The sequence below is a fragment of the uncultured Citricoccus sp. genome (assembly GCF_937871995.1).
Classification (GTDB): Bacteria; Actinomycetota; Actinomycetes; order Actinomycetales; family Micrococcaceae; genus Citricoccus.
Window position 1 is genome coordinate 70,530 of the sequence record NZ_CALMQR010000069.1, and the last position, 25,945, is coordinate 96,474.

Sequence of the window (25,945 nt, forward strand, 5' to 3'; positions counted from 1 at the left end):
GCCCGGGCCCGCCGGCGCGGAGGTCCCGCGCCGCGGACGCGGGGTCCGGCGGGGTCGGGCGCGGGGTCAGGCGCGGGCCGGTTCGACCGGGCCCTCCGTCGGGCCGGAACCCGCACCGGAGGCGGGGTCCGCGGCGTCGTCGGCGTAGGTGCCGGTCTCGTAGTCGTACTCCACGGGGTTGCCCTCCTCGTCCGTGCGGCGGTACCACTCCGTCACCTCTTCGGCCGTGGAGTCGAAGTCGGCCCCGGCACCGCGGCCCGCGGGGGCCCGGCGCACGGACAGCTCGAAGTCGTCACCGTGGTCCTCGATGCCGCGGCGGACGGCGTTGGACAGGGCGGTGACCGCGAAGTCCCGGCGGATCGCCACCGGGTCGGTCATCAGGTCACGGATGAACGCCACGATCATCAGCAGCAGCACGATCGAGAACGGCAGGGCGATGAGGATCGTCAGGTTCTGCAGACCCGTCAGCGCGGTCTCGCCCCCGGTCAGCAGCATCACCACCGCGATGCCCATCATGCACAGGCCCCAGAACACCACGACCCAGGTCCGCGGCGCCGGCGTGCCCCGAGAGGACATCGTGCCCATGACCACGGAGGCCGAGTCGGCGGAGGTGACGAAGAAGATGGCCAGGATGGTGATCAGTACGAAGGGGGTGAACTGGCTCAGCGGGAACTGGCCGAACATGCTGAACAGCACCTGCTCCGGCGTGGCGCTGCCGTCGAAGCCGGGCACGCCCTGGGTGTTCATCCAGATCGCGGTGCCGCCGAAGATCGAGAAGGCCAGCACGAGGATCGCCGTGGGCACCCCCATGGCCACGAGCACGAACTCACGCAGGGTCCGCCCGCGCGAGATCCGGGCGATGAACATGCCCACGAACGGCGTCCACGCGATCCACCAGGCCCAGTAGAACGCGGTCCAGGCGGACTGGAACTCCACGGCCTCCGCACCCCAGGACAGCGACTTGCCCATCATCGCGAACATCTCGTCGAAGTAGTGCATGACGCCGGAGGGGACGAGGTTGAGCAGGAACAGCGTGGGCCCGGCGATGAAGACGAACAGCACCGCGCCCAGGGTCAGCGTGATGTTGATGTTGGAGAGGTAGCGGATGCCCCGGGTCACCCCGGACACGGCGCTGACGATGAAGGCCAGGGTCAGCACGGCGATGATGACGAGCAACGCGGTGTTGCCCAGCGGACCCGCCCCGGAGATGATCGACACGCCCTCGCCGATCTGGATGGCGGCGATGCCCAGGGTCGCGGCGGTGCCGAACAGGGTGGCGATGATGGCGAAGATGTCCACGATCTTGCCGGCCACCCCGTCGGTGTGCCGTTCACCGAACAGCGAGCGGAACACCGAGCTGACCAGCGAGACGCGGCCGCGTCGGTAGGAGGAATAGGCGATGGCGCCGCCCACCAGCGCGTAGAGCGCCCAGGCGTGCAGTCCCCAGTGGTAGTGCGACTGGGCCATGGCCTGGTGCAGGGCCTCCGAGGTGCCGGCCTCGACCGTGTGCGGCGGGGGAGAGGTGTAGTACGCCAGCGGCTCGGAGGGGCCGAAGAAGAAGATGCCCACGCCGATGCCCGCGGAGAACATCATGGCGACCCAGGAGAACCGGGAGAACTCGGGCTCCTCGTCGTCCTTGCCCAGCCGGATGCGGCCGAAGCGCCCGAAGGCCAGGACCACCATGACGACCACGCAGACCATCAGCGTGATGTTGAGCAGCCAGCCGGCGTTGGTCATGGCCCAGCCGAAGGCGGTGGCCGAGACCTGGCCCACCGACTCCGGGGCGGTGACGCCCCAGGCCACGAAGGCGACGATCAGCGCCGCCGTGATCCCGAAGACCACCCAGTCCAGCCCGAAGCGGTTGCGCTGCTCGTCCACCCCGATCCCGGGGACCAGTCCCGGGTGGATGTCGTGCGGGTAGAGGCCGACGGCGCCGGTGCTGGCCCCGGCGTCCTGCGCGGCGTCCGCCGGCGGGCCGGCGGGAGAGGCCGCGGTGGATCGGTCGTGTGGTGCGGGGGAGGACGAGGCGTCAGGCACCCGGGGTCCCTTCGTCATGACCCGGCCCTCACGACGGCGGCCGACGCCCGGCGGGCGAAGGACTGGCGCCCGGGGGTCCACGGTCGGTGGTCGGTGGTTCGGCGTCCAAGTATCCCCGGTGACGCGCCGGGCCGCAAAGCCGGGGCCGGGCGCGCACCCTCAGCGGCGGCGGTAGGCGAGGTCGAACACGAGGCGACCGGCCCGCAGGGCCTTGGCCTCGAAGCTGGTCAACGGGCGGCCGTCGAAGCGCGGTGCCCAGCCGCCGGCGTGGTCCACCGGGTCCTCGACGCCGGCCCCCGCGGCCGCCTCGCTCAGCCCCGCGCGCGAGCCCAGCGAGTCCGGGGTGATCGGCTGCGCGCCGACCTGCAGTTCCCGGCCCTCGACCCGCACCCGGGTCAGCGGGGACTCCTGGCCGGCGGAACGCCCCGGATACAGGTTGGCGAACTCCGGGTGCCCCTCCATGACCCGGCGCATGTGCACGGCGTAGCTGGACCAGTCGGTGGCCAGCCGCAGCACGCCGCCGGGCGCCAGGACGCGGGCCACGCGGTCGGCGAAGGCGGGGGAGACCAGCCGGCGCTTGTGGTGGCGCGTCTTGTGCCACGGGTCCGGGAAGAACACCCAGACCTCCTGCACGGACCCGGGGGCCAGGAGGTGGTCCAGCACCTCCGGGGCGTTGGCCTGCACACCGCGGACGTTGGTGAGACCGCGGTCCTCGATCTCCATCAGCAGCGCGGCCAGGCCCGGGGTGTAGACCTCCACGGCCACGAAGTCCGCCTCGGGACGGTCCACGGCACCCTGGACCGTCGACTCCCCGAGGCCGCAGCCGATGTCCACCACGAGCGGGGCGCTGCGGCCGAACACCGCGGACCAGTCCACCTCGGTGCCGGCCGCCACGGAGGTGGTGGCGTGGTGCCGGGGGACCTCCACGATGTAGGTGCCGCGGGCGCGGTCCCACGTCTTCTGCCGCCGCGGGTTCAACCGCTCCCCGCGGCGCACGAAGGAGACCGGCTCGGTGCGGTACAGGTCCGGGTCCGGGTGGGGGTTGTGGCCGTGGGCGTGCTGCGCCGGGGCGGGGTGCTCGGGGGGAGTCTGGTCGCTGCTCATCAGGCCTTCAAGGCTACCGCCGCCGGGGTCCGATCACTCCGAGGGGACGATCTTCTCCACCGCGGTCAGGAAGTCCCGCACGACCGGACCGTTGTCGTGCCCGCCGCCGAGGCCCTCGTTGAAGAACAGCGCGACGGCCAGGTCCCCGTGGATCGCGATGAGCCAGGTGTGGGCGAGGTCCTCGCCGTCGGCCACGAACTGGGCCGTGCCGGTCTTGGCCAGCACCGGGGCACCGGGGACGTCCTGCAGCATCTCCGCGGTGCCCGTCTCCACCACGCCGGACATCAGGGACCGCAACCGCCCCGCCTCCGCCTCGGTGACCCCCGTGGCCGGGGGCGCCGCGGTGTCCACGGCCGGATCGGACACGAACACGGGACGCACGGTCCGCCCGGCGGCCACCGAGGCCGCCACCGTGGCCATGCCCAGCGGCGAGGCCTCCACCACGCCCTGGCCGAAGAGGTTGGCCGCGTGCTCGGTGCCGGTGGAGTCGTCCGGGACGGACCCGAGGAAGGCGGCGTCGAGCCCGGTCACCGGGTCCGGGTCCAGCCCCAGGGCCTGTGCCGCCTCCGCCTCCTGCGCAGCCGAGACCTCCTGGTGCGCACCGACGAAGACGGTGTTGCAGGACTCGGCGAAGGCCTCGGCGAACGGGATGGTGCCCACCGAGGCGTCCGGGTAGCCGTCGTAGTTGCCCACGACCATGCCGCCCACGGTGAGGGTGGCCGGGCACTGCACGGGGTCCTGGGGGGCGAGGCCGGACCTCAGCAGCGCCAGGGCGGTGACGACCTTGAACGTCGAACCCGGCGCGTAGGACCCGGACACCGCCACCGGCCATCCCTCCGGCCCGGACGCGGCGGCCAGCACGTGACCGTCGGAGGGGCGGATCGCCACCAGCCCGGCCGGGACCTCGGAGGCGCCCACCACCTTCTCGGCCGCCGCCTGGATCCTCCGGTCCAGGGTGGAGGACAGGGCCGTGCCGGCCACGGGCCCGGCCTCGAAGGCGGTCACGTCCGGGCCGGGCGCCGCGGGCCCGGCCCCGGACCCGGCGTCGTCGGCGCTGTCGGGGTTCTCCGGCTCGTCGGGGTTGTCGACCGTGATGGTGATCCCGGGAGTGCCGGCCAGGTGGTCCTGCCACGTGGACTGCAGGCCGGAGAGCCCGACGGCGACGCCGGCCTCCAGCTGCCCGTCCGAGTCCTCCACCTGCTCGGCGGAGGGCTCCCCGTAGGTGCCCAGCACGTCCCGGGCGAAGGCGCGGCTGGGTGCCAGGACGGCGGTGTCCTCGATGACCCGCCCGCCCGGGACCCTCGCGAGCGCGTCCACGGGGATGTCGGTGGACCCGTCGGCTCGCAGGGTGATGGCCTCCACGAACGCCTGGTCCCCGGCGGCCTCGGCGCGGGCCACGAAGGCCTTCGCGTCCACCTCGGCCAGTTCGGCCACCTGCCGGGCGGAGCCGGCGACCTCGTCCGGCTCGATGCGGGCCTTGTCCAGGCCGACTACGGCCACGTCCCGTTCCGTCATGAGCGGTTTCCCGGCGGCGTCCAGGATGTCCCCGCGGTCCGCCTCCGTGCGCCGGACCGTCACGGTGCCCCCGGGGGCCAGGCCGGCCACGAGGTCATCGGGCCGCAGGTCCGCGCGCCACTGCCGGCCGTCCTCGTCCCAGACGAGTTCGGCGTCCGTGCGGTAGGTCCACTCCTGGCCCTCCAGGCCCAGGGCGCCGAGGTCGCGCCGGACGGTGTACTGCGCGGTGGCCCGGTCCGGGTCGTCCTCGTGCACGGTGACGGCGTCCGTGGTCACGGTGACGGTGGCCTCCCCGGGGCGCAGCGCCGCGGGGAGCGCCCCGAGGACGGCGGAGGGGACGGAACGGCCCGCGTCCGTCAGGGGGACCCCGACGTCACCGGTGGCGATCCCCGCGCCGAGGGCGGTCGCGGCGTCCTCGGGGGAGGGGCGGGAGGGGCCCAGGCAACCGGTGGTGGACAGCAGTAGGGCGACCGTCACGCCCAGGGTCACGCCGCGGGCCAGTCGGGACGGGCTGGCGGGACGGGCGAGGGGGCGCCCAGCCCCGGAGCCGAGCTGCGGACGTCGCGGACTGCGCTCTGACATGAGGTTCTTTCGGGTCGGCGGCCTGGCACTCGTCAGCGTAGCGCCAGGCTGGGACGATGGGGACATGAACCGTGCCCTGAACCTCGTGCTCAACATCATCTGGCTGGTCTTCGGCGGGTTCTGGCTGGCCCTGGGCTATGCGCTGGCCGGGATCGTGTGCTGCGTCCTCATCGTCACCATCCCGTTCGGCATCGCCTCGTTCCGGATCGCCGGTTACGCCCTGTGGCCCTTCGGGCGAGTGGTCGTGGACGAACGGCCCGGCGGGGACTTCTGGTCCGGCCTGGGCAACATCATCTGGCTGGTCGTGGCCGGGCTGTGGATCGCGATCGGGCACGTCCTGACGTCCATCCCGATGTTCCTGTCCATCATCGGCATCCCGCTGGGGATCGCGAACCTGCGGATGATCCCGGTCTCCCTGCTGCCGCTCGGCAAGCGCATCGTCAGCTCCGGCCAGGCGCGGTCACTGCCGAGGTACGTCCCCGCGGCACCGGTCGGCTACCGCTGAACCGGCGGGCCCCGGTCTCCGGCCGGTTCAGCGGCGCCGGCCCGGCTCCCCGAGCAGCTCGTCCATGCGGGCGGCGGCGGCCTCGGCCGAGGGCGCCACGAAGTGCGGGTCCCGCGCGCGGCGGCGGTTGCGCAGCACGCGGGCGACGATCCACCAGGCCAGGAACACGATCACGGCGATCATCACGATGTTGGAGAAGACGTCCGCGTAGTCCGAGACCAGGTGCCAGTTGTCCCCGAGCAGGAATCCGCCCCAGACGAAGATCGTGTTCCAGATCGCCGAGCCCAGCAGGCTGTAGAGGGTGAACAGCCCCAGGTTCATCCGCTCGATACCGGCCGGGATGGAGATCAGCGAGCGGAAGATCGGCACCATCCGGCCCAGGAACACGGTCCAGTAGCCGTACTTGTTGAACCAGCGCTCGGTCTTCTCCACGTCCTCGATGTCCACCAGGGGCAGCCAGTCGACGATCCGGTACATGCGGCGACGGCCCAGCCAGGCACCGATGCCGTAGAGCATCAGGGCACCCACGACGGAACCGACCGTCGCCCAGATGGTGGCCTCCCACGGGCCGAACGCCCCGCCGGCCGCGGTGAACCCGGCCAGGGGCAGGATCAGCTCGGACGGGATCGGGGGGAACAGGTTCTCGGCGAAGACGGCCAGGGCCACGCCGATGGGGCCGATGGCCTCCATGATCGTCACCACGATGTCCCCGAGCCAGCCGTAGGACTCCCCACCGCCCGATCCGCTGCCGGCCGCGCTCGCGAGCACGGTCGGCGCGGAGGACACGGAGGACAGGCCGGCGTATACAGGTGAGGTCATGGATCCCATTGTCCCCGGGATGGCCTCCGATCGCCGAACCGGCAGGCAGGCGGCCGGCGGGCGGGGGGCATCGGACCTGATCGGATGGGCATAATGGGGACCATGCGGTTCAGACCTGACGGGGCAGGCATCGCCGGTGCCCACGTCATGAGCTGGGTGTCGCTGTCGCCCAGCTTCATCCCACGGACCTGGTGGATGACGTCCATCGCCACCGCCGTCTCCCAGACCTTCGGCTACGCCGTCGGGGCCACCGGCCGCGCGGCGGTGCGCGGCGCCGGCCGCGCCCTGGGCATCTCGGTCACGGTGGACCCGGAACGGATCGGGCCGCTGCGGAAGGCCGCCCCGTGGTTCATGTTCGGGGTGAGCGGACTGTCCTGGCTGCGCAGCCTCAAGGCCCAGGCGGAGATCGCCGGGCTGATGGAGACCCGTCCCGTCCGGACCCGGGAACACGTCCTCGGCGTCGCCGGCGGGCTCGCCCTGACGGCCGGGCTGGTCGGTATCGGACGCGGCGTCCACGGCGTGGCCGGCACCGCCTCCCGGGCCCTCACGCCGGTCCTGCCCGCCCCGGTCGCGACCGCCGTCGGCGCCGGGGCCACCGCCGCCGGCACGGCCTTCGTGCTGGACAAGGTGGTCTACCGCCGGCTGCTGGAACGGTTGTCCAGGGCGGCCCAGGAGACGAACTCGAGGCTGCTGCCGGGCCGGGTGCCACCGATCGAGCCGGAACGCTCCGGTTCCGCGGCGTCCCACGAGTCCTGGGCCTCGCTCGGGGCCAAGGGTCAGGCCGTGGTCTCGGACGGCCCGCGGGCCGTGGACATCGCCGAGGCCACCGGCGAGCCCGCGATGACCCCGATCCGGGCCTATGCCGGCTGGCAGGAGGGCCGGGACCTGCAGGGCACGGCGGCGGCCGTCGTCGCCGAGCTGCGGCGCACCGGCGCCTTCGAGCGTGAGGTGCTGCTGGTGCTGACCACCACGGGCACCGGCTGGTTGCAGGAGTGGTCCGCGTCCTCGGTGGAGTTCCTCACCGGCGGCAACTGCGCCCTGGCCTCGATGCAGTACACCTACCTGCCCTCGGGGGTGGCGTTCTTCGCCGACCGCGCCACGCCCGTGCTCGCCGCGGACACCCTGCTGACCGCCATCGAGGCCGAACTGGACAGGCTTCCGGCGGGTCACCGGCCGAAGCTGCTGGTCGGCGGGGAGTCCCTCGGGGCCCTCGGGGGCACCGAGGCCTTCGAGGACCTGGAGGACATGATCGCCCGCGTGGACGGGGCCGTCTGGTCCGGGCTGCCGCGGTTCACCGCCTTCTGGCAGTCCCTCGCCCCGTTCCGTAGGCGCGGCACCCCCGAGATCGCGCCCGTGGTCGACGACGGCCGGCACGTCCGGTTCGCCACGCGCCCCGAGGACCTGGTCACCGACTACAACGGGGTCCCGTTCGGTGCGTGGGACGCCACCCGGATCGTGGTGGCCCAGCACGCCTCCGACCCCGTGGTGTGGTGGAGCCCGGAGCTGCTGTGGCGCAAGCCCGACTGGGCGAAGGAGAGGGCGGGGCTGGACGTGTCCCGGAACCTGCGCTGGATGCCGTGGGTGACGTTCTGGCAGGTCGCCTCGGACATGCCGCAGTCCGTGGCGGTGCCCGGGGGCCACGGGCACCGGTACATGGAGGACATGCTGCACTACTGGGCGGCCGTGCTGGGCAAGGACCCGCTGGCCGACTACTCACGCATCGCCCAGGCCATCCGCCGCACCATCGTCCCCACCTACGCCTGAACCGGCCGACGCCCGCCCGTCACGCGCCCGTCGTGCCGGGGGAGTATCCTGCGCCCCAGAATCCCCGACGAGCCCAGTCCAGGAGGGCCCATGGCGCAGGACGCCGACCCGCAGCACGTGGCCGCCGCGACCCCGGCCGCCGGACGGGACTGGACGCAGGCCGCGGCGGAGGACGTCGTCCGGCACGTCGCCACGGACCCGGACCGCGGGCTGTCCGCCGCGGAGGCCGCCGGGCGGCTCGGGGCGTACGGGCCGAACGAGCTGGCCACGGCCCCGCCCGAGCCCGGCTGGAGGCGGTTCCTGCGCCAGTTCACGGACCCGCTGATCTACCTGCTGCTGGCCGCCGTGGCGGTCTCCCTGCTCGTCTGGGCGGTGGAGGGTGCCGCGGGGGTGCCGGTCGACGCCGCGGTCATCTCCGTCATCGTGGTCTTCAACGCCGTCCTCGGTCACGTCCAGGAGGCCCGGGCGGCGGACGCGGTGGCGGCACTGCAGGACCTCACCGCCGTGACCGTCTCGGTCGTCCGGGACGGCCGCACCGAACGGGTCCCCGCCACGGACCTGGTGCCCGGGGACCTGCTCGTCCTGGCCGAGGGTGACTCGGTGGGCGCGGACGCCCGGCTGCTGAGCGCCTCCTCGCTGCAGGTCGCCGAGGCCGCCCTGACCGGGGAGTCCGTCCCGGTCACCAAGTCCACGGCCGTCCTGGAGGCGGCCGTGCCCCTGGGCGACCGGGTCAACATGGTCTTCAAGGGCACCGCCGTGACCCAGGGGGTCGGCCGGGCCGTGGTGACGGCCACCGGCATGGACACCGAGATGGGGCACATCGCCGCGCTGCTGGCCGGCACGGAGCGGGAACCGACCCCGCTGACGCGGGAGCTCGACGGGATCGGCAGGACCCTGGGGATCGCGGTCGTCGTCATCGCCGTGGTGGTGATGGCGGCCATCGCGTTCACGAGCGGGGTCTCCTCGCTGCAGGACGCGGTGGACGTGCTGCTGGTCGGCGTCTCCCTGGCGGTGGCGGCCGTGCCCGAGGGACTGCCGGCCGTGCTCTCGGTGGTGCTCTCGCTCGGCGTGCAGGCGATGAGCCGTCGCCATGCGATCGTCAAGGACCTGGCCTCCGTGGAGACTCTCGGCTCGGCCTCCGTCATCTGCTCGGACAAGACCGGGACCCTGACCCGCAACGAGATGACGATGCTCAAGGTCCGGTCCTCCTCCGGGGAGTCGCACGTCACCGGGGTGGGTTACGCCCCGGACGGGGAGGTGCTGCTGGAGGGCACCCCGCTGCTGGAGAACGACCCGGAGCTGGACCTGCGCGAGGAGGACATCGTGGTCCTCGCCGGCGGCACCCTGGCCTCCGACGCCGAGGTCCGCCAGGACGAGGACGGGCACTGGGTCGTGGTCGGTGATCCCACCGAGGCGGCGTTCGTCGTGGCCGAGCGCAAGGCCGGGTTGTCCGGGATGCGCGAGGCGCGGTTCGAGCGCGTGGCGGAGGTGCCCTTCACCTCCGAGCGCAAGATGATGTCGGTCATCGTGGACGACCGGGACCACACGGATCCGGGCGCTCCGGCGGACGCCGGCTGGCCCGGTGCCGGCCGGCCGGTCCTGGTGGCCAAGGGGGCGCCGGACGTGCTGCTGCGCCACTGCACCCGCGTCCGCACCGGGCTGGAGGTGGCCCCGCTCACCGAGGCCGACCGGGCCGCCGTCGCCGCCGACGTGGAGTCGATGTCCCGCGAGGCCCTGCGCACGCTGGCCGTGGCGTACCGGCCGCTGACCGTCCTCGAGTACGCGGGCGCGGTCGGCCCGGACGGTGCCTTCGACGCCGGGGCGGGCCTGGCGCTGGAGCAGGACCTGATCTTCGTCGGCACGGTGGGGATCATCGACCCGCCGCGCTCCGAGGTCGCCGAGGCGGTGGCGCAGGCCCGCCGGGCCGGGATCCGCGTGGTGATGATCACCGGCGACCATCCGGCCACGGCGCTGCGGATCGCCCAGGACCTGGGGATCGCGCACGCCGGGCAGGGGGCGGTCACCGGTCCCGAACTGGACGCCCTGGACGCGGCGCAACTGCGGGCGGCGGCACGGCGGGCCACGGTGTTCGCGCGGGTCGCCCCCGAGCACAAGCTGCGCATCGTCGAGGCCCTGCAGGCGGAGGGCCACGTGGTGGCCATGACCGGCGACGGCGTGAACGACGCCCCGGCCCTGAAGAAGGCGGACATCGGGGTGGCCATGGGCATCACGGGCACGGAGGTCTCCAAGGAGGCCGCCGCCATGATCCTCACGGACGACGACTTCACCACCATCGTCGCCGCGGTGCGCCAGGGCCGGGTGATCTTCGGGAACGTCCGGAAGTTCCTGCGCTACCTGCTGTCCTCCAACACGGGGGAGGTCCTGACCATGTTCCTGGGTGTGCTCCTGGCGGGGTTCCTGGGCCTGGCCGGGCACGACGACGGGATCGTGGTGCCCCTGCTGGCCACCCAGATCCTGTGGATCAACCTCATCACCGACTCCGGCCCGGCCCTGGCGATGGGCGTGGACCCCGAGGCGGAGGACGTCATGGCCGGGCCGCCGCGCGGGGTGCGGGACCGGGTGGTCGACGGGCGGATGTGGGCCGGGATCCTCTGGACCGGGCTGGTCATGGCCGTGGTCACCCTGTTCGCGATCGACCTCCACCTGCCCGGCGGACTGGTGGAGGGCGCGGAGACGGTGGAGGTGGCGCGCACCGCCGCGTTCACCACGCTCGTGTTCGCCCAGCTGTTCAATGCCCTGAACTCCCGGTCCGAGACCGTCTCCGCCTTCCACCGGCTGTTCACCAACGGCTGGCTGTGGGCGGCGATCGCCTTCGGCGCGGTGACCCAGGTCCTCGTGGTGCACCTGCCGTTGCTGCAGGGTGCCTTCGGCACGGCGGCCCTGGGCTGGGACCAGTGGCTGGCGTGCCTGGCGCTGGCCTCCGGGGTGCTGTGGTCCGGCGAGCTGCGCAAGGTGGTGCTCAGGGCCCGGGCGGCGTGACAATGGATCACAACGCCGACGAAGGGTAACCGTCATGACCGAGTCAGGATCCCGGTCCCAGCTGGTCACCTGCCTGTGGTCCACCGGGCAGGCGGAGGAGGCCGCGCGGTTCTACGTGGACGCGTTCTCCGCCTACCGGCCCGACACCCACCTGGACGAGATCCGGCGCAGCGCGATCGACGTGGTCCCCGGCGGGGACCAGGTGCACCTGCGCGCCGGTGACGTGCTCACGGTGTCCTTCACCCTGGACGGCCAGCGCTTCGTCGCGCTCAACGACCCCGCCCGGCCGGTGCCGTACACCGACGCCGTCTCCCTGCAGGTGCTGTGCGGGAACCAGGAGGAGGTGGACCACTTCTGGTCCGCGCTCACGGCCGGCGGCGGGACGGAGGTCGCCTGCGGCTGGCTCCAGGACCGCTTCGGGATGCGCTGGCAGGTGGTCCCCACCGTACTGCCGGAACTGCTGGCCGGGGAGGACCGCGACGCCGCCGCCCGGGTGCAGCGGGCGATGATGGGCATGGTGAGGCTCAGCATCGAGGGGCTCATGGACGCCGCGCAGGACGCCTTCGGCGCCGAGGAGCAGTGACCCCGGGCCCTCAGCGCACCAGCAGCGCGACCAGGAAGTCCGCCTCCGGGGTGAACTCGTCGAGCTGCCACGTGGCGAACCGGCCCTGCAGCCGGAACCCGGCCTGGCCGGCGTCGTCCACGAACTCCTCGAAGTCATAGCCGCGCCCCGCGCCGAAGCCGACCACCGCGCGACCGCCGTCCCGCAGGGCGGCGTGCAGGTGGCGCAGCACGTCCTGCCGGGACCCGGGGGAGAGGAAGCCGAAGACGTTGCCCGCCGAGAAGATCAGGTCGAAAGGCTCCTCCTCACCCAGCTCGGCGAGGGTGGCCGCGTCCAGGGTCTCCAGGTCGGCCACGTACCAGTCGGCGTCCGGGTGGTCCTCGCGGGCCACGTCGATCAGGTGCTCGTCCAGGTCCACACCGGTGACGCGGTGCCCCGCGCGGGCCAGGTACCCGCCCACCCGGCCGGTGCCGCAGCCGGCGTCCAGGACGCGCGCGCCCCGGGGGCACAGGGCGTCCACCAACCGGGCCTCGCCGTGCAGGTCCATGCCCTCGGCGGCCAGGGACCGCCAGCGCTCTGCGTAGCGGCGGGAGTGCTCGGGATCGTTGGCCACCATCCGGGCCCAGAGGTTCTCGGTCATGTCCCCAGTATCGCGCGTTCACCGGCACGTGCACTTCTGCCCCCGGGTGGTTATAAGGTGAGACAGGAACGAGCCCGAATACCGGAAGGACCACCCCATGAGCATCGCGCAGATCCCGCTCCGGCTGACCGCCGGCGCCTTCATCCTCAACTCGGGGATCAACAAGACCAAGATCTCGGAGGAACAGGCCGAGCAGATGCGGGACCTGGCCGCCAACGGCGTGCCGTTCCTGAAGGACATGACGCCGAAGCAGTTCAAGCAGTTCCTCATCGCCGGGGAGCTCGGGGTCGGTGCCGCGTTGCTGCTGCCGTTCGTGCCGGGCTGGCTCGCCGGTGCCGCGCTGACCGCCTTCTCCACGGGGCTGCTGTCGATGTACAAGAACACCGAGGGCATGACGGAGCCCGACGGCATCCGGCCGACCGAGCAGGGCACCGCCGTGGCCAAGGACGTGTTCCTCTTCGGCATCGGCACCGCCCTGATGGTGGACGGCGCCGTGAACCGGGTCGGCCGCAAGAACGCCGCCGCCGCCCGCCGCGCCAAGAAGCTCACCGCCGCGGCCGAGGTCAAGGCCGACGCCATCCGCTCCGCCGCGGACGCCAAGGCCGAGGCCATCAACAAGGCCCGCGAGGAGCAGACGCAGGCGCTGCGCGCGGCCCGCAAGAAGCTGCAGGAGACCCGCAAGAGCATCTGATGCCCTGAGGGTCGCCGCCAGGGGCCCGTCCCGGTTCTGCCGGGGCGGGCCCCTGGCGCGTCCGGCAACCCTGCCCCCCACGACCCTGCCCCGACGGGCCGCGTCCGGCGCTACGGTGGCACCATGAGCGATGCCGATCCCGCCGACGTCCCTGCCGGCCAGGACGTCCCCGGCCCCGGCCCCGGGGCACCGGACCTGGGCACCCTCGCCATCCTGGGAGCCGGTGGGGACCTGACCCGCCGGCTGCTGCTGCCGGGACTGGCCACCTGCCTGGCCGCCGGGGTACCCCAGCACGGGATCACCGTGATCGGCGTCGGCCGGACCGAGGACGTGGACTTCGCCGCCACCGTGCGGGAGGCCTTCGCCGAGGTGCTGGACGAGGTCCAGCTCGGGCTCCCCGCGGTGCGGGCCACCCTCGAGTCCGTCCGCTGGGTCACCGGGGACGCCGCCGACGCCGGGGACCTGGCCGCCCTGCTGGCGGCGGCGCAGGGTCCCACCGGGCTGTACTTCGCGCTGCCCCCGGGCGTCACGGAGGACGCCTGCCGGGAGCTGGCGGGACTGCACGCGGAGGGACGGCTGCCCCCGGACACCGTCCTGGTGCTGGAGAAGCCCTTCGGGTCCGGGCAGGAGTCCGCACGGCGCCTGAACGACCTGCTGGCCGGGTTCCTGCCCGAGGAGCGGGTGTTCCGGGTGGACCACTTCCTGGCCACGCCCGGGGTGCTCGGACTGGTGGGGCTGCGCTTCGCCAACCGCATCCTGGAACCGGTGTGGAACCGGGACCACGTGGAACGGATCGAGATCACCTACGACGAGACCCTGGGGCTGGAGGGCCGCGCCGGGTTCTACGACGGCACGGGGGCGGCCCGGGACATGATCCAGTCCCACCTGCTCCAGGTGATGGCCCTGGTGATGATGGACCCGCCGGAGCGGTTCGACGGCGTGGCGGTCCCGGCCGGCACCGAACAGGTGCTGCGGGCCACCCGGTTGTGGCCGGACGGGCCTGACGGGCCCGACCACGGCGTGGACGTCCCCGTGGTGGTCCGTGGCCGGTACACCGCCGGCACCGTGGACGGGCGCACGCTGCCCTCCTACGTGGACGAGGACGGCGTGGACGCCTCGCGGCAGACCGAGACGTTCGCGCAGGTGATCGTGGAGGTGGACTCCCGGCGATGGAGCGGGGTGCCCGTGGTGCTGCGCTCCGGCAAGGCCATCGGCTCCCCGCGCCAGGAGATCTCGGTGGTGTTCCGCCGCCCGCCGCTGGACGCCGGGCACGTCCCGGCGGGCGGGCCACCGCCGGCCAACGTGCTCCGGATCGGCTTCGAGGACGAGCGGATCGCGCTGGAGCTCAACGCCGGCGGGCCGTTCGACTCCCGCGGGATGACCCGCACCGTGCTGTGCTCCGAACTGCCCGAGCCCGGCCTCACCGCCTACGGCTCCCTGCTGCACCGGGTGCTCGCGGGCCGCGGGGCCTTCACCGTCAGCGGCGAGGGGGCCGAACAGGGCTGGCGCATCACCGAGGGCATCACCGCCGCCTACGGCTCCGGGGCCGCCCCGCTGCTGGACTACCCCGCCGGGTCCTCCGGCCCCCGGGCCGGGGGCTAGTCGCCCTCGACCGCCATCCGGGACCAGCCGCCGTCGGGATCCGCGGGCAGCTCGCGGATCACGCGTGCGGGCACGCCCACGGCCACCACGTTCGCCGGCAGGTCCGAGGTGACCACCGCGCCGGCGCCGACCACGGTGTTCTCCCCGATGGTGACGCCCGGGCCCACGATCACGCCGCCACCGAGCCACACGTTGTCCCCGATGGTGATCGGCTGGGCGCCCTCCCACTTGTCCCGGCGGGGACCCGGTTCCAGGGGATGGGTGGCCGTGAGCAGTTGCACGTTCGGGCCGATCTGGGCATCCGCACCGATGCGGATCGGCGCGCAGTCCAGGGCGACGAGGTTGAAGTTGGCGAAGGTGCGGTCCCCGACGTGGAGGTTCACGCCGTAGTCCACGCGCAGCGGCGGACGGATCACGATGCCCTCCCCCCGGGTGCCGAGCAGCTCACCGAGCAGGTCCCGGCGCTCGGCGAGCTCGGTGACCGTGGTGGCGTTGTACCGCTCGGAGAGCAGCTCGGCGCGCGTGTTCAGTTCCTCCAGCGTGGGGTCGTCGGCGAGGTACGGCTCCCCGGCGAGCATCCGCTCGTGCATGGAGCGCTCGTCCGGGAAGTACGGGGAGGTGAGGGCTGGGTTCGTCATGGTCCCAGCGTGCCAGAATGGCCGCATGAGCACCCCAGGCACCACGCGCGAGCCCACCGGCCGGATCATCGACGGGCCCGAGGGCCGGGCCATCCAGATCACCAGGATACTGCCGCACGCGGTCGAGGACGTGTGGAACCACCTGGCCGAACCGGGCCTGCTCTCGAGGTGGTACGGCACCTATACCGGGGACCCGGCCACCGGCAGCGTCCGGCTGGCCATGGTCGAGGCCCCGGACCAGCCGGGGGAGTGCACCATCGAGGCCTGCGAGCGGCCCCACCGCCTCCACGTGGTGCTGCAGGACCCGTCCGGGGCGGCCTGGCGCCTGCGCCTCACCCTGGACTCCGCTGACACCGGGGCGGGCACCGCGCTGGTCTTCACCCAGCCGATCTCCGGGTTCGAGCAGATGGCCCCCGACGTCGGCCCCGGCTGGGAGTACTACCTGGACCGGTTGCAGGCCGCCCTGGACGGCGACGACGTGGACGCCGTGGACTTCGCCGACTTCCACCCGCACCAGCGGGACCACTACACGCCCGTGGAGCCCACCACGAGCGGTCCGGAGGAGGACGGCCGGGGGTGAAGCGGGAGGTGAGGCCCGAGGTGAGGCCGGACGAGGGGGACCTGCTCGATCACGAGCACCGCTTCGCCTGCGTGTCCTCGGTCCCGCTGTTCAGCGGGGTGGAGGAGGAGGACCGGCACCGGATCGCCGAACGCGTCATCACCCGGCCCTACCGGCGCGGCGAGGTGGTCTACTCGATCGGGGACAGCCCCGGCCTGCAGATCGTGCACTCCGGACGGGTCAGGCAGTCCCGGGTGCTGGAGAACGGCAACGAGCAGCTGCTGCGGGTGCTCTCCCCCGGGGACTTCACCGGTGAGCACGCACTGCTGAGCGACGAACCGGTCACCTCCCTGGCCGTGGCGGCCACGGACGCCCAGGTCTGCTCCCTGGCGCGCGCGGACATGGACCGGTTCCTGGCGGACTACCCTCGGGTGGCGATGACCATGCTGCGGACGGTGGCCCACCGGCTGGAGGCGACCGAGCACCAGGTCGCCGAGATCACCGGCCGCTCCGTGGAGTCCCGGCTGGGGGAGTACCTCGTGGCCGCCGCCGCGGAGGCCGGCGCGGCACCGGGGGCCGGGTACAGGCTGCCGATGCCCAAGAAGGACCTCGCCTCCTACCTCGGCACCACCCCGGAGACCCTGTCCCGGCGCCTGCACGCGCTCGCGGACCGGGGACTGATCACCCTGGGCCGCGGCAACCGGGTCACCGTGCTGGACGAGCCCGGACTGCTCCGGCTCTGAACCGCCCGGGAGTCACCGCAGTCACCGCGGCCCGTCCGCGTACCGTCCACGTCCTGACGGGCCCCTCCGCCGGCCGTGGGCCGGTCAGCCGTGGCTCTCCTCCTCGACCCCGGTGACGGTGGTCAGCAGGAACACGCTGTCCTCGAGGGCGAGCACGCCGTGGCGCTCCTTGGTCAGCTGCACCAGTTGCCCCACGCCCAGCCGCTGGTCACCCCCGGTCCCGGCGGTGACCTCCAGGGAGCCCTGGAGCACCTGGAGGGTGGCGGCCGGCGGGGCGTTGTGGTCGGCCAGCCGGGCGCCGTCGGTCAGCGCGATGATCGACTGGCGCAAATGGCCGTCGCGCAGCAGCAGGTCCCCGTGCCGGCCGTGCGGATTGGCCCGGGCGGCGTCCAGGGTGCTGCCGATCAGTGCGGTCAGGTCGTGGGGTCCGGGCGAGTAGGTCATGGGATCACCGTAGCCGGTGAGCCTCGGCCGGGGCACCCGTGGGCGCGGGGGCCAGGACTGGATCTACCCGGCGTGGTTCCCGGCGTCATACGGCTGCCCGGTCGAGACCTCCCGGTCCAGGGCGTCGACCGACCAGAACGTGTCGGCCTCGGCGAGCCACGGGCTGGCCGGCATCGTCACGGGCTCGCCGGTCCGCGCCGACCGTGCCACCGCGCGGGCCGTGGCGCGTGCCCTGGCGGTGTCCTCGTCGAGGAACTCCAGCACCCCGGTGTGGCGGGTGCGCAGTTGCAGCACGTCCGCCGCGGGCAGCCCCGCGGCCAGCTGGCGCCCGCGCAGCAGCTCGGCGTCGAAGGCCGCCCCGGCCACCAGCACGATGTAGCTGATCCACACGACCATCATGATCACCACGAGGCCGTTCAGGGTGCCCAGGATCCGGTCGAAGGTGCCGAAGCGCTCGGCCAGCCAGCCCAGCAGCACGGTCATGGCGAACAGGATCAGCACGGCCGCGAGCCCGCCCCAGGACATCCAGCGGAAGTGCGGCTGCACCACGTTGGGCCCCCAGTGGTAGGCCACGGTGACGGCGAACGCGATCAGCGCCAGGATCACCGGCCACTTCAGCAGGTTCCAGGCGGCCACGGTGGTCGCGGGCAGGCCCAGCAGGTCCCCGAGCCGCTCCGAGAGCCCGCCGCCGATCAGCACGAGCAGCAGCACGGCGATCACGGCGATCATCAGCGTCAGCGTCTCGACGAAGATCACGGTCCGGAACCACAGGAACCTGCGGCCCTCGCGGGTGTCGTGGATGCGGTGCATGGCCCGGTGGAAGGAGGCAAACACGTTGGAGGCGGCGATGATCGAGCCGACCAGCCCGAGCACCACGCCCGGTACGCCGCCGTCGGTGTTGGCCAGGGCCAGCAGCGCCGCCGTGACCACGTCCGGGTTCAGGCCCGGCAGCAGCTCGTGCAGCAGCTCGGCACCGGTGTGCACCGTCTCGTCCTCGAGGCCCAGCAGGGACACGATGGACACCACGGCGATCGCGGCCGGCACCACGGACAGCAGCGAGTAGAAGGCCATGGACCCGGCCACGTCCCAGACCTGCATGTCCACCAGCTTCATGACGGTGCGCCGGACCACGTGGAACAGGGTCACCCGGGGGCGCCGGTAGGTGCGCTCCGGCGCCGGGCGGCGGAACAGGTGACTGGGCATGGGACGAGCGTAGCCCGCCGAAGCCCGCTCAGAACTCGACGTCGGTGGGATTCAGCACGCGGGCCAGGAAGTCCTGGGTGCGCGGCTGCTGCGGGTTCCCGATGACCTGGGCGGCCGGGCCCTGCTCGACCACCACGCCGCCGTCCATGAACACCACGCGGTCGGCCACCTCGCGGGCGAAGCTCATCTCGTGGGTGACCACGAGCATCGTCATCCCCACGCCGGCCAGCCGGCGCATCACCGCCAGAACCTCGCCGACGGTCTCGGGGTCCAGCGCGGAGGTCGGCTCGTCGAAGAGCATCAGCTGCGGGTCCATGGACAGCGCGCGGGCGATCGCCACGCGCTGCTGCTGGCCGCCGGAGAGCTGGTCCGGGTAGCGTCCCTCCATCCCGGCCAGCCCCACGCGCTCGAGGTTGGTCCTCGCGACGTCGGCGGCCTCGGCCTTACCCCGGTGCAGCACCTTGACCTGGGCGACGGTGCAGTTCTCCAGGACGGTCAGGTGCGGGAAGAGGTTGAAGTGCTGGAAGACCATGCCCACGTGCCGGCGCATGGCGTTGAGGTCCACGTCCTCGTCGGTGGCCTCGAACCCGCCCACGGTGACGGTCCCGGAGTCGGGGACCTCCAGCAGGTTCACGCAGCGCAGCAGGGTGGACTTGCCGGAGCCGGACGGGCCGATCAGGCAGACCACCTCGCCGGGGGCGACCGTCAGGTCGATCCCCTTCAGCACGTGGTTGGAGCCGAAGGACTTGTTCAGTCCGGTGATGGAGACGCCGGAGGCGTGGACGGTGCCGGCGGCCGGGGAGGCGGGGGAGGGATTCGTCATGGGATCGGCTTTCTCGGGATCGTCGTCCGGGCCGTCAGGACCGGGAGCGGCGAGCCCCGCGGGACTCGAAGCGGCGGGCGAGCAGGGACAGCGGCACCGTGATGATGAGGTACATCAGCCCGGCCACCAGCACGGGGGTCAGGCCGGCGCCCAGGGCGGTGATCCCGTCCCGGCCGAACTTGGTCAGCTCGAACTCGTGGGCGGCCAGGCCCAGGACGTAGACCAGGGAGGAGTCCTTGGTGAGCAGGATGACCTCGTTGGTCAGCGGCGGCAGCACGAGGCGGAAGGCCTGCGGGATGACGATCGTGACCATGGCCCGCCAGCCCGGCATGCCCAGCGAGCGGGCGGCCTCGTACTGGCCCTTCGGCACGGCCTGCAGGCCGGCCCGCAGCGTCTCCGAGATGTAGGCGGCGGACACCAGGCCCAGCGAGGCCATGACGACGACCGGGATCGGCCACTGCACCCCGAAGGCGAAGGGCACGCCGTAGCCGAAGGCCAGGAACACCAGCAGGGCGGGCACGCCGCGGAAGAACTCGGTGTAGACGGTGGCCAGCCAGCGGTAGGGCGGGAACGCGGACATCCGCATCAGGGCCAGCACGATGCCGCCCACCAGGCCCACGGCGAACGAGGTCGCGGTGTAGAGCAGCGTGTTGCCGAACCCGATGAGGATGATGTCCGGGAACATCGGGGCCACCGCGGCGAAGTTGAACACCGACTCGCCCACGGTCTGCCAGTCGACGGCCAGCAGGACGACGATGATCGCCGCCACGAAGACCGCCGCCTGGATGCCCAGGGAGATCCGGCGACGGCGGCGCGCGCCACCCGGCCGGGCGGCGTCCGGGTCCCGGGACGTCGCCGGGGCGGAGCCGGCGCCGGGCTCCGGCTGCGGGACCGGGGCGTGCCCGGGCTGGTTCTCACTCACTGCGCGGCCTCCTCGCCGAACCAACGGACCCGGGACTCGTTCAGGGTGCCGTCCTCTTCCATGTCGAGCAGCGTCTGGTTGACGAAGCTCAGCAGCAGTGCGTTGTCCGGGGAGATGCCCATGCCCAGCTGCTCACCGGTCTCGAAGGTCTCCACGACCTCGTAGGCCGGGTCGTCCTTGAGCTGGTAGAGCAGCACCGATCCGTTGCCGAGCACGGCGTCCGCGCTGCCGGAGCGCAGGCCCTCGACCTGCATGCCGCCGTCCTCGAACTGCACGATGTCCAGGCCGTTCTCCTCGGCGAAGAACTCGCCGGTGGTCGCCTGCTGGACGCCGATGCGCTTGCCCTGCGCGGACTCCAGGTCCGTGATGCCCGAGTCGACCGGGGCCACGAGCACGAGGTCGTCGTCCAGGTAGGGGATCGAGAAGGCCATCGTCTGCCGGCGCTCGTCCGTGATGGTGATCGAGGAGATGTTCACGTCGCAGCCGGTCAGCGAGGCGCCGGACTGGATGGCCTCGAAGGAGGAGTCCACGATGCTCAGCTCCGCGCCGAGGTCGTCGGCGATGCGCTGCACGATGTCGATGTCGTAGCCCACGGTCTTGCCGCCCTGCTGGAACTCGAACGGGGGGTAGGGGATGTCCGAGCAGACGGTGAGCTGGCCGGGGTTCAGCAGCGGGACGGACTCGTTCACGGCGACCTCGCCGCCGTTGCCGGTGCCGCCGGAGTCGGCCGGACCGAGCACCGCGCACCCGGACAGGGCCAGGGTGCCGGCGCAGAGGGCGGTCGCGGCGAGTCGCCGGACGCGTGAGGGGGGCATGATCGGCCTTCCGTGGAGCGGGGATGGTCCAAGGCAGTCAGGATAGTGCCCAGTGGGTCCGCCGTCGACGCGCACCGCCGTCGGGGACCCCGGGACAGCCCGGTACCGCGCGCGTACGGTGGTGCCGATGGCCGCCTGAACCGGGGAATAGCGCGGTGCGCGGCAGGGTTGAGTCAAGTACACTCAAGTTCGAGTAGGAATCCACGTTCCGCCAGTGACCGCCCGGGGGACCGGGAGGGAGGAGTACGCCATGGACGCGAAGTTCACCACGAAGAGCCAGGAGGTGCTGTCCGCCGCGGCCATGCACGCCTCGACGGCCGGCAATCCGCAGATCGAGCCGGCCCACCTGCTGAAGGCGCTCATGGACCAGCGCGGCTCCGTCGCCGTCGCGGTCCTCAAGGCCGCCGGCGTCGACCCGGACGTGGTGTCCACCGCCGCGTCCACCGCCATCAAGCAGATGCCCGCCACCTCCGGCACCTCCGTGGCCCAGGCGCAGCTCTCCCGCCAGGGGCTGCTCGCGGTGCAGGCCGCCCAGCAGCAGGCCGAGGCCCTCGGGGACGACTACGTCTCCACCGAGCACCTGCTCCTGGGCCTGGCCGCGGACGCCGGCCGGGCCGGGGCGGCCCTGCGGGACGCCGGTGCGAGCCTCGAGGCCCTGTCCGCCGCGGTCAAGGAGGTCCGGGGGGACACGCGCGTGACCACCCCGGACCCGGAGAACACCTTCCAGGCGCTGGAGAAGTACGGGACCGACCTCACGGAGATCGCCCGGGCCGGCACGCTGGACCCCGTCATCGGCCGTGACGCCGAGATCCGCCGCGTGGTCCAGGTGCTCTCGCGCCGGACCAAGAACAACCCCGTGCTCATCGGCGAGCCGGGCGTGGGCAAGACGGCCGTCGTGGAGGGCCTGGCCCAGCGGATGGTGGCCGGGGACGTCCCGGAGTCGCTGCGCGGCAAGTCGCTGATCAGCCTGGACCTGGGATCCATGATCGCCGGGGCCAAGTACCGCGGTGAGTTCGAGGAGCGGCTCAAGGCCGTGCTGGAGGAGATCAAGGCCTCGGACGGGCAGATCGTCACGTTCATCGACGAGATCCACACCGTGGTCGGCGCCGGGGCCTCGGAGGGCGCCATGGACGCCGGCAACATGCTCAAGCCCATGCTGGCCCGCGGCGAGCTGCGCCTGATCGGCGCCACCACCCTGGACGAGTACCGGGAGAACATCGAGAAGGATCCGGCCCTGGAGCGCCGTTTCCAGCAGGTCTACGTGGGCGAGCCCTCCGTGGACGACACGATCGCCATCCTGCGCGGCCTCAAAGAGCGCTACGAGGCGCACCACAAGGTGGCCATCGCCGACTCGGCCCTCGTGGCCGCGGCGAACCTCTCCGACCGGTACATCTCCGGCCGGCAGCTGCCGGACAAGGCGATCGACCTGGTCGACGAGTCCGCCTCCCGGCTGCGCATGGAGATCGACTCCGCCCCGGAGGAGATCGACCAGCTGCGCCGCTCGGTGGACCGCCTGACCATGGAGGAGCTGGCCCTGCAGGACGAGACCGACCCCGCCTCGGTGGAGCGCCTGGCCGCGCTGCGCGAGGAGATGGCCAACCAGAAGGAGCAGCTCGCCGCGCTCAACGCCCAGTGGGAGTCCGAGAAGGCCTCCCTCAACCAGGCCGGTGACCTGCGCGTGCGGCTGGACGAACTGCGCTCGGCCGCGGACAAGGCGCAGCGCGACGGCGACCTGGCCGAGGCCTCCCGCATCCTCTACGGCGAGATCCCGGCGCTGGAGAAGGCACTGCAGGCCGCGGTGGAGGCCGAGTCCGGCGCGCCCAGCGGCGAGCAGGCGATGGTCTCCGAGGAGGTCACCGCCGATGACATCGCCGAGGTCATCTCCGCCTGGACCGGGATCCCGGCCGGCCGCATGCTCCAGTCCGAGCAGGACAAGCTGCTGACCATGGAGGACCACATCGGCGAACGGCTGATCGGCCAGCGCCAGGCGGTGAGCTCGGTGTCCGACGCGGTGCGCCGCTCCCGGGCCGGGATCTCCGACCCCGACCGGCCCACCGGCTCGTTCCTGTTCCTCGGCCCCACGGGCGTGGGCAAGACCGAGCTGGCCAAGGCGCTGGCGGAGTTCCTGTTCGACGACGACCACGCCATGGTGCGCATCGACATGTCCGAGTACTCGGAGAAGCACACCGTCTCCCGGCTCGTGGGTGCCCCTCCGGGGTACATCGGCCACGAGGAGGGCGGCCAGCTGACCGAGGCCGTGCGGCGCCGCCCGTACTCGGTCATCCTGCTGGACGAGGTGGAGAAGGCCCACCCCGAGGTCTTCGACATCCTGCTGCAGGTGCTCGACGACGGCCGCCTCACCGACGGCCAGGGCCGCACCGTGGACTTCCGGAACGTGATCCTCATCCTCACCTCGAACCTGGGGTCCCAGTTCCTGGTGGACCCGGCGCTGGACGACGCGGCCAAGCGCGCGGCGGTGATGAAGGTGGTGAACGCGTCCTTCAAGCCGGAGTTCCTCAACCGGCTGGACGACATCATCATGTTCGACGCGCTGTCCATCGAGGACCTGACCCGGATCGTGGACCTGCAGGTCGCCTCGCTCGCGCGGCGGCTGGCCTCGCGCCGGCTGAGCCTGGAGGTCTCGGACGCGGCCCGGGAGTGGCTGGCGCTGACCGGCTTCGACCCGGCCTACGGCGCCCGCCCGCTGCGCCGGCTCGTGCAGCGGGAGATCGGCGACCAGCTGGCCCGCGCCCTGCTGTCCGGAGAGATCGCGGACGGGGACACGGTGACGGTGGACCGGACCGGGGACCAGGGCTCGGAGCAGGACCGCCTGAGCGTGGCCCGCAGGGGCTGAGCGTCAGGACCCCGCGGCGCCCGGGGTGCTCCAGTCCTGGAACGCGGGCTCGTCGACGAGGGAACCGGTGAGGGTGCCGTCATGGGCCACCGCCACGCAGTCCACGCGGCGGTCACCGGCGGCCCAGGTGCCCTCGGTCGGGTGGGAGATCTCGACGACGACCTGGGCGTCACCGGTCTGCCCCAGCTGGATGGTCCCGCAGAACTCCTCGGCCTCCGGCCGCATCCGGTCCCCGGGGAACTGGCCGTCGGCGGGCCACAGCTTGCGTCCCACCAGCTCGGCCTCGTGCTCGCGGCTGCACTCGACCACCGTGGCCGGCTCCGGCACGGCGGTGAAGTCCGTCAGGCAGTCACCCGGCTGGACCTGGCCCGGGGGCACGTCGCGGGCGATGATGCCGTCCAGGCCGGGGTCCGCGTCGCGGGACACGGAGGGCTCGGGGGTGCCGGCGTCCCCGGTGCGCGGGTCCAGCTGGGAGGAGACGAGTGGCCACACGACGAACAGGGCCAGCGCCAGGACCACCGCCGCGCCGATCGCCACCCACCAGCCGCGGCGTGGCCGCTGCGGGGGGACGTCCTCGGACGGCCTCGGCGGCAGGTAGGGGACGGAGCCGGACCCCTGCTCGCTGGGGCGGTCCTCGTTCGTGTCCATCAAGGGGTCCTTCCGTACCGGTGGGACACCCCCGTCGGCGCGGCCGGCGGGCCCGCGCGGCCGGCGTCGTGTGGTCGCCGGCGTGAGGGGGCGGACGTCACGTTCCGGGCGGCGCCAAGGGGTGCTGAAACATGTTAACCTAGTGAGCACGAACCATCATGACAGCGCATACTCCGGTCCAGCCCTGCCTAGAAGCTGACCACCCGGAGACGGAGAACAAAGGGGGTCACGCTCATGGGGCGCGGCCGTCAAAAGGCTAAAGCAACCAAGCAGGCCAGGGACATGAAGTATTTCTCCCCGGCCACAGACCTGTCGGCGCTCGAACGTGAGCTCGCCGGCAGCCGTGGTTCCAGCCGTGACGATGACCAGTACATCGCCTACGCGGACAAGTACACGGACGTCGAGAATACCGAGGAGGACGACGATCCCCGTTACGCGGGTTGATGGTCGTCATGACTGCTGAAGGACCCCAGGACCCTGACCTCACGACGCCGACCGGCTCCGTGAGGTCAGGGTCCTCCTTGCGCCCCGGGCATCCCGCGGCCGACGGCCATCGCGCCGCCCTGCGCTCGATCGCCCGCGTGGTGGAGGACTCCGCCCCGCTGCAGGACCCCGAGGTGGCCCGGGCCGGGATCCGGGAGCTGCTGGCCGGCGCCGCGCCCCTGGTCATCACGGGTGCCGGGGTGTCCACCGACTCCGGGATCCCGGACTACCGCGGGCCCGGCGGCTCGCTGCACCGGCACCGCCCGATGACCTACCAGGAGTTCCGGCACGACGACGGCGCCCGGCACCGCTACTGGGCGCGGTCCTTCGTCGGGTGGCGGCAGATGGACACCGCGGAGCCGAACGAGTCGCACCACATCCTCGCCGGCTGGCAGCGCGAGGGCCTGCTGGCCGGGATCGTGACCCAGAACGTGGACGGGCTGCACACCGCCGTGGGGACCCCGGGGCTGGTGGCCCTGCACGGGGACCTGGACCGGGTCGTCTGCCTGCACTGCGGCGCCGTGGAGGACCGGCGTGACTTCGACGCGCGGCTGGTGGCCGCCAACCCCGGCTACCTCGAGGCCGTGCGGGTGGACCCGGAGCTGGTGAACCCGGACGGGGACGTGACCCTGGGCCAGGAGTGGGTGGACCGGTTCACCATGGCCGGCTGCCGGGAGTGCGGCTCCGTGGAGCTGAAGCCGGACGTCGTGTACTTCGGGGAGAGCGTGCCGGCCGAGCGCAAGGCCGCGGCCCGCGAGGCCTTCGAGCGCGCCGGCGCGGTGCTGGCGATCGGCACGTCGCTGGCGGTGATGAGCGGTTTCCGGTTCGTGCTGGACGCGGAACGGGCCGGCAAGCCGGTGGCCGTGATCAACGGCGGCCCCACCCGGGGGGACACCCGGGCCACGTTCCGCTGGCGCACCCGCGTGGCCCCGGCCCTGGCCTGGCTCGACGCCCGGCGCTGATCAGGCGCTCCGGGACCTGGTCGGGGCCGA

At 72.7% G+C, this 25,945-nt stretch carries 23 protein-coding genes; 11 read left to right on the forward strand and 12 right to left on the reverse strand.

Annotated elements, in window-relative coordinates; all coding sequences use genetic code 11:
* Positions 1 to 66: 66 nt before the first annotated feature.
* From Q0283_RS07810 to Q0283_RS07820, 3 genes are all read right to left on the reverse strand, one after another.
* Positions 67 to 2,055 carry a BCCT family transporter gene (locus Q0283_RS07810; RefSeq protein WP_183527853.1) on the reverse strand — a complete coding sequence of 663 codons (1,989 nt, stop codon included), beginning with the start codon at positions 2,053 to 2,055 and terminating at the stop codon, positions 67 to 69.
* Positions 2,056 to 2,196: 141 nt separating this feature from the next.
* On the reverse strand, positions 2,197 to 3,141 hold the full coding sequence (gene trmB / locus Q0283_RS07815; protein ID WP_183527852.1) for a tRNA (guanosine(46)-N7)-methyltransferase TrmB: 945 nt from the start codon (positions 3,139 to 3,141) through the stop codon (positions 2,197 to 2,199).
* Between the two features lie 33 nt (positions 3,142 to 3,174).
* Positions 3,175 to 5,238: a penicillin-binding transpeptidase domain-containing protein gene (locus Q0283_RS07820; RefSeq protein WP_183527850.1), complete on the reverse strand. Its 2,064-nt coding sequence runs from the start codon at positions 5,236 to 5,238 to the stop codon at positions 3,175 to 3,177.
* 76 nt (positions 5,239 to 5,314) lie between these two features.
* On the opposite strand from Q0283_RS07820, the gene Q0283_RS07825 reads away from it, so the two are divergent.
* The gene (locus Q0283_RS07825) at positions 5,315 to 5,743 is read left to right on the forward strand and encodes a YccF domain-containing protein (RefSeq protein ID WP_255459667.1); all 429 of its coding nucleotides are present in this window, start codon (positions 5,315 to 5,317) and stop codon (positions 5,741 to 5,743) included.
* Positions 5,744 to 5,770: 27 nt separating this feature from the next.
* On the opposite strand, the gene Q0283_RS07830 is transcribed toward Q0283_RS07825, so the two are convergent.
* Complete coding sequence (locus Q0283_RS07830; RefSeq protein ID WP_183527846.1) at positions 5,771 to 6,562, reverse strand: DedA family protein; 792 nt, start codon at positions 6,560 to 6,562, stop codon at positions 5,771 to 5,773.
* A 102-nt stretch (positions 6,563 to 6,664) separates the two neighbouring features.
* Here Q0283_RS07830 and Q0283_RS07835 point away from each other — a divergent pair, with 102 nt between their 5' ends.
* From Q0283_RS07835 to Q0283_RS07845, 3 genes are all read left to right on the forward strand, one after another.
* Positions 6,665 to 8,326 (forward strand): alpha/beta-hydrolase family protein, encoded by a 1,662-nt coding sequence (locus Q0283_RS07835; protein ID WP_183527845.1) that lies wholly within the window; start codon positions 6,665 to 6,667, stop codon positions 8,324 to 8,326.
* Between the two features lie 90 nt (positions 8,327 to 8,416).
* Positions 8,417 to 11,326, forward strand: coding sequence for a cation-translocating P-type ATPase (locus tag Q0283_RS07840; protein ID WP_298044135.1), 2,910 nt, complete (start codon positions 8,417 to 8,419; stop codon positions 11,324 to 11,326).
* Between the two features lie 34 nt (positions 11,327 to 11,360).
* A complete protein-coding gene (locus tag Q0283_RS07845) occupies positions 11,361 to 11,909 on the forward strand; it encodes a VOC family protein (protein WP_298044136.1) in 549 nt (182 codons plus the stop codon).
* 10 nt (positions 11,910 to 11,919) lie between these two features.
* On the opposite strand, the gene Q0283_RS07850 is transcribed toward Q0283_RS07845, so the two are convergent.
* Positions 11,920 to 12,528: a bifunctional 2-polyprenyl-6-hydroxyphenol methylase/3-demethylubiquinol 3-O-methyltransferase UbiG gene (locus Q0283_RS07850; RefSeq protein WP_183527838.1), complete on the reverse strand. Its 609-nt coding sequence runs from the start codon at positions 12,526 to 12,528 to the stop codon at positions 11,920 to 11,922.
* A gap of 97 nt (positions 12,529 to 12,625) precedes the next feature.
* Here Q0283_RS07850 and Q0283_RS07855 point away from each other — a divergent pair, with 97 nt between their 5' ends.
* Both Q0283_RS07855 and Q0283_RS07860 read left to right on the forward strand, forming a co-directional pair.
* Complete coding sequence (locus tag Q0283_RS07855) at positions 12,626 to 13,219, forward strand: hypothetical protein (protein WP_183527836.1); 594 nt, start codon at positions 12,626 to 12,628, stop codon at positions 13,217 to 13,219.
* Between the two features lie 123 nt (positions 13,220 to 13,342).
* Positions 13,343 to 14,821, forward strand: coding sequence for a glucose-6-phosphate dehydrogenase (locus Q0283_RS07860; RefSeq protein ID WP_183527834.1), 1,479 nt, complete (start codon positions 13,343 to 13,345; stop codon positions 14,819 to 14,821).
* On the opposite strand, the gene Q0283_RS07865 is transcribed toward Q0283_RS07860, so the two are convergent.
* On the reverse strand, positions 14,818 to 15,459 hold the full coding sequence (locus tag Q0283_RS07865; protein WP_255459479.1) for a sugar O-acetyltransferase: 642 nt from the start codon (positions 15,457 to 15,459) through the stop codon (positions 14,818 to 14,820). The two genes, Q0283_RS07860 and Q0283_RS07865, sit on opposite strands and share 4 nt — an antisense overlap.
* Positions 15,460 to 15,484: 25 nt before the next feature.
* Between Q0283_RS07865 and Q0283_RS07870 the strand changes: the two genes are divergently transcribed.
* The gene (locus Q0283_RS07870) at positions 15,485 to 16,039 is read left to right on the forward strand and encodes an SRPBCC domain-containing protein (protein ID WP_183527832.1); all 555 of its coding nucleotides are present in this window, start codon (positions 15,485 to 15,487) and stop codon (positions 16,037 to 16,039) included.
* Positions 16,036 to 16,761: a Crp/Fnr family transcriptional regulator gene (locus tag Q0283_RS07875; RefSeq protein WP_298044138.1), complete on the forward strand. Its 726-nt coding sequence runs from the start codon at positions 16,036 to 16,038 to the stop codon at positions 16,759 to 16,761. The genes Q0283_RS07870 and Q0283_RS07875 overlap by 4 nt, the downstream gene beginning before the upstream one ends.
* Positions 16,762 to 16,845: 84 nt before the next feature.
* Here Q0283_RS07875 and Q0283_RS07880 read toward each other — a convergent pair whose 3' ends face one another.
* The 5 genes from Q0283_RS07880 to Q0283_RS07900 all read right to left on the reverse strand — a co-directional run bounded on the left by Q0283_RS07880 (position 16,846) and on the right by Q0283_RS07900 (position 20,968).
* The gene (locus Q0283_RS07880; RefSeq protein ID WP_183527830.1) at positions 16,846 to 17,205 is read right to left on the reverse strand and encodes a cupin; all 360 of its coding nucleotides are present in this window, start codon (positions 17,203 to 17,205) and stop codon (positions 16,846 to 16,848) included.
* A 63-nt stretch (positions 17,206 to 17,268) separates the two neighbouring features.
* On the reverse strand, positions 17,269 to 18,408 hold the full coding sequence (locus Q0283_RS07885) for a YihY/virulence factor BrkB family protein (RefSeq protein WP_183527828.1): 1,140 nt from the start codon (positions 18,406 to 18,408) through the stop codon (positions 17,269 to 17,271).
* A 28-nt stretch (positions 18,409 to 18,436) separates the two neighbouring features.
* Complete coding sequence (locus Q0283_RS07890; RefSeq protein WP_255459478.1) at positions 18,437 to 19,231, reverse strand: amino acid ABC transporter ATP-binding protein; 795 nt, start codon at positions 19,229 to 19,231, stop codon at positions 18,437 to 18,439.
* A 34-nt stretch (positions 19,232 to 19,265) separates the two neighbouring features.
* The gene (locus Q0283_RS07895) at positions 19,266 to 20,030 is read right to left on the reverse strand and encodes an amino acid ABC transporter permease (RefSeq protein ID WP_183528575.1); all 765 of its coding nucleotides are present in this window, start codon (positions 20,028 to 20,030) and stop codon (positions 19,266 to 19,268) included.
* 119 nt (positions 20,031 to 20,149) lie between these two features.
* Positions 20,150 to 20,968: an ABC transporter substrate-binding protein gene (locus Q0283_RS07900; protein ID WP_183527826.1), complete on the reverse strand. Its 819-nt coding sequence runs from the start codon at positions 20,966 to 20,968 to the stop codon at positions 20,150 to 20,152.
* 250 nt (positions 20,969 to 21,218) lie between these two features.
* Here Q0283_RS07900 and clpB point away from each other — a divergent pair, with 250 nt between their 5' ends.
* The gene (gene clpB, locus Q0283_RS07905; protein WP_183527824.1) at positions 21,219 to 23,822 is read left to right on the forward strand and encodes an ATP-dependent chaperone ClpB; all 2,604 of its coding nucleotides are present in this window, start codon (positions 21,219 to 21,221) and stop codon (positions 23,820 to 23,822) included.
* A gap of 3 nt (positions 23,823 to 23,825) precedes the next feature.
* On the opposite strand, the gene Q0283_RS07910 is transcribed toward clpB, so the two are convergent.
* Positions 23,826 to 24,470 (reverse strand): hypothetical protein, encoded by a 645-nt coding sequence (locus Q0283_RS07910; RefSeq protein ID WP_183527822.1) that lies wholly within the window; start codon positions 24,468 to 24,470, stop codon positions 23,826 to 23,828.
* 234 nt (positions 24,471 to 24,704) lie between these two features.
* On the opposite strand from Q0283_RS07910, the gene Q0283_RS07915 reads away from it, so the two are divergent.
* Both Q0283_RS07915 and Q0283_RS07920 read left to right on the forward strand, forming a co-directional pair.
* Positions 24,705 to 24,914, forward strand: coding sequence for a DUF3073 domain-containing protein (locus tag Q0283_RS07915; RefSeq protein WP_029138985.1), 210 nt, complete (start codon positions 24,705 to 24,707; stop codon positions 24,912 to 24,914).
* 77 nt (positions 24,915 to 24,991) lie between these two features.
* Positions 24,992 to 25,915 (forward strand): Sir2 family NAD-dependent protein deacetylase, encoded by a 924-nt coding sequence (locus tag Q0283_RS07920; RefSeq protein WP_183528574.1) that lies wholly within the window; start codon positions 24,992 to 24,994, stop codon positions 25,913 to 25,915.
* Positions 25,916 to 25,945: the final 30 nt, after the last annotated feature.

Bases quoted from the DNA above. Each gene is read 5' to 3' on its own strand.
- Q0283_RS07850 (WP_183527838.1), bottom strand. From the start codon at position 12,528: ATGACCGAGAACCTCTGGGCCCGGATGGTGGCCAACGATCCCGAGCAC.
- trmB (WP_183527852.1), bottom strand. From the start codon at position 3,141: ATGAGCAGCGACCAGACTCCCCCCGAGCACCCCGCCCCGGCGCAGCAC.
- Q0283_RS07845 (WP_298044136.1), top strand. From the start codon at position 11,361: ATGACCGAGTCAGGATCCCGGTCCCAGCTGGTCACCTGCCTGTGGTCC.
- Q0283_RS07860 (WP_183527834.1), top strand. From the start codon at position 13,343: ATGAGCGATGCCGATCCCGCCGACGTCCCTGCCGGCCAGGACGTCCCC.
- Q0283_RS07810 (WP_183527853.1), bottom strand. From the start codon at position 2,055: ATGACGAAGGGACCCCGGGTGCCTGACGCCTCGTCCTCCCCCGCACCA.
- Q0283_RS07885 (WP_183527828.1), bottom strand. From the start codon at position 18,408: ATGCCCAGTCACCTGTTCCGCCGCCCGGCGCCGGAGCGCACCTACCGG.
- Q0283_RS07840 (WP_298044135.1), top strand. From the start codon at position 8,417: ATGGCGCAGGACGCCGACCCGCAGCACGTGGCCGCCGCGACCCCGGCC.
- Q0283_RS07915 (WP_029138985.1), top strand. From the start codon at position 24,705: ATGGGGCGCGGCCGTCAAAAGGCTAAAGCAACCAAGCAGGCCAGGGAC.
- Q0283_RS07900 (WP_183527826.1), bottom strand. From the start codon at position 20,968: ATGCCCCCCTCACGCGTCCGGCGACTCGCCGCGACCGCCCTCTGCGCC.
- Q0283_RS07830 (WP_183527846.1), bottom strand. From the start codon at position 6,562: ATGACCTCACCTGTATACGCCGGCCTGTCCTCCGTGTCCTCCGCGCCG.
- Q0283_RS07855 (WP_183527836.1), top strand. From the start codon at position 12,626: ATGAGCATCGCGCAGATCCCGCTCCGGCTGACCGCCGGCGCCTTCATC.
- Q0283_RS07910 (WP_183527822.1), bottom strand. From the start codon at position 24,470: ATGGACACGAACGAGGACCGCCCCAGCGAGCAGGGGTCCGGCTCCGTC.
- Q0283_RS07890 (WP_255459478.1), bottom strand. From the start codon at position 19,231: ATGACGAATCCCTCCCCCGCCTCCCCGGCCGCCGGCACCGTCCACGCC.
- Q0283_RS07835 (WP_183527845.1), top strand. From the start codon at position 6,665: ATGCGGTTCAGACCTGACGGGGCAGGCATCGCCGGTGCCCACGTCATG.
- Q0283_RS07820 (WP_183527850.1), bottom strand. From the start codon at position 5,238: ATGTCAGAGCGCAGTCCGCGACGTCCGCAGCTCGGCTCCGGGGCTGGG.
- Q0283_RS07865 (WP_255459479.1), bottom strand. From the start codon at position 15,459: ATGACGAACCCAGCCCTCACCTCCCCGTACTTCCCGGACGAGCGCTCC.
- Q0283_RS07880 (WP_183527830.1), bottom strand. From the start codon at position 17,205: ATGACCTACTCGCCCGGACCCCACGACCTGACCGCACTGATCGGCAGC.
- Q0283_RS07870 (WP_183527832.1), top strand. From the start codon at position 15,485: ATGAGCACCCCAGGCACCACGCGCGAGCCCACCGGCCGGATCATCGAC.
- clpB (WP_183527824.1), top strand. From the start codon at position 21,219: ATGGACGCGAAGTTCACCACGAAGAGCCAGGAGGTGCTGTCCGCCGCG.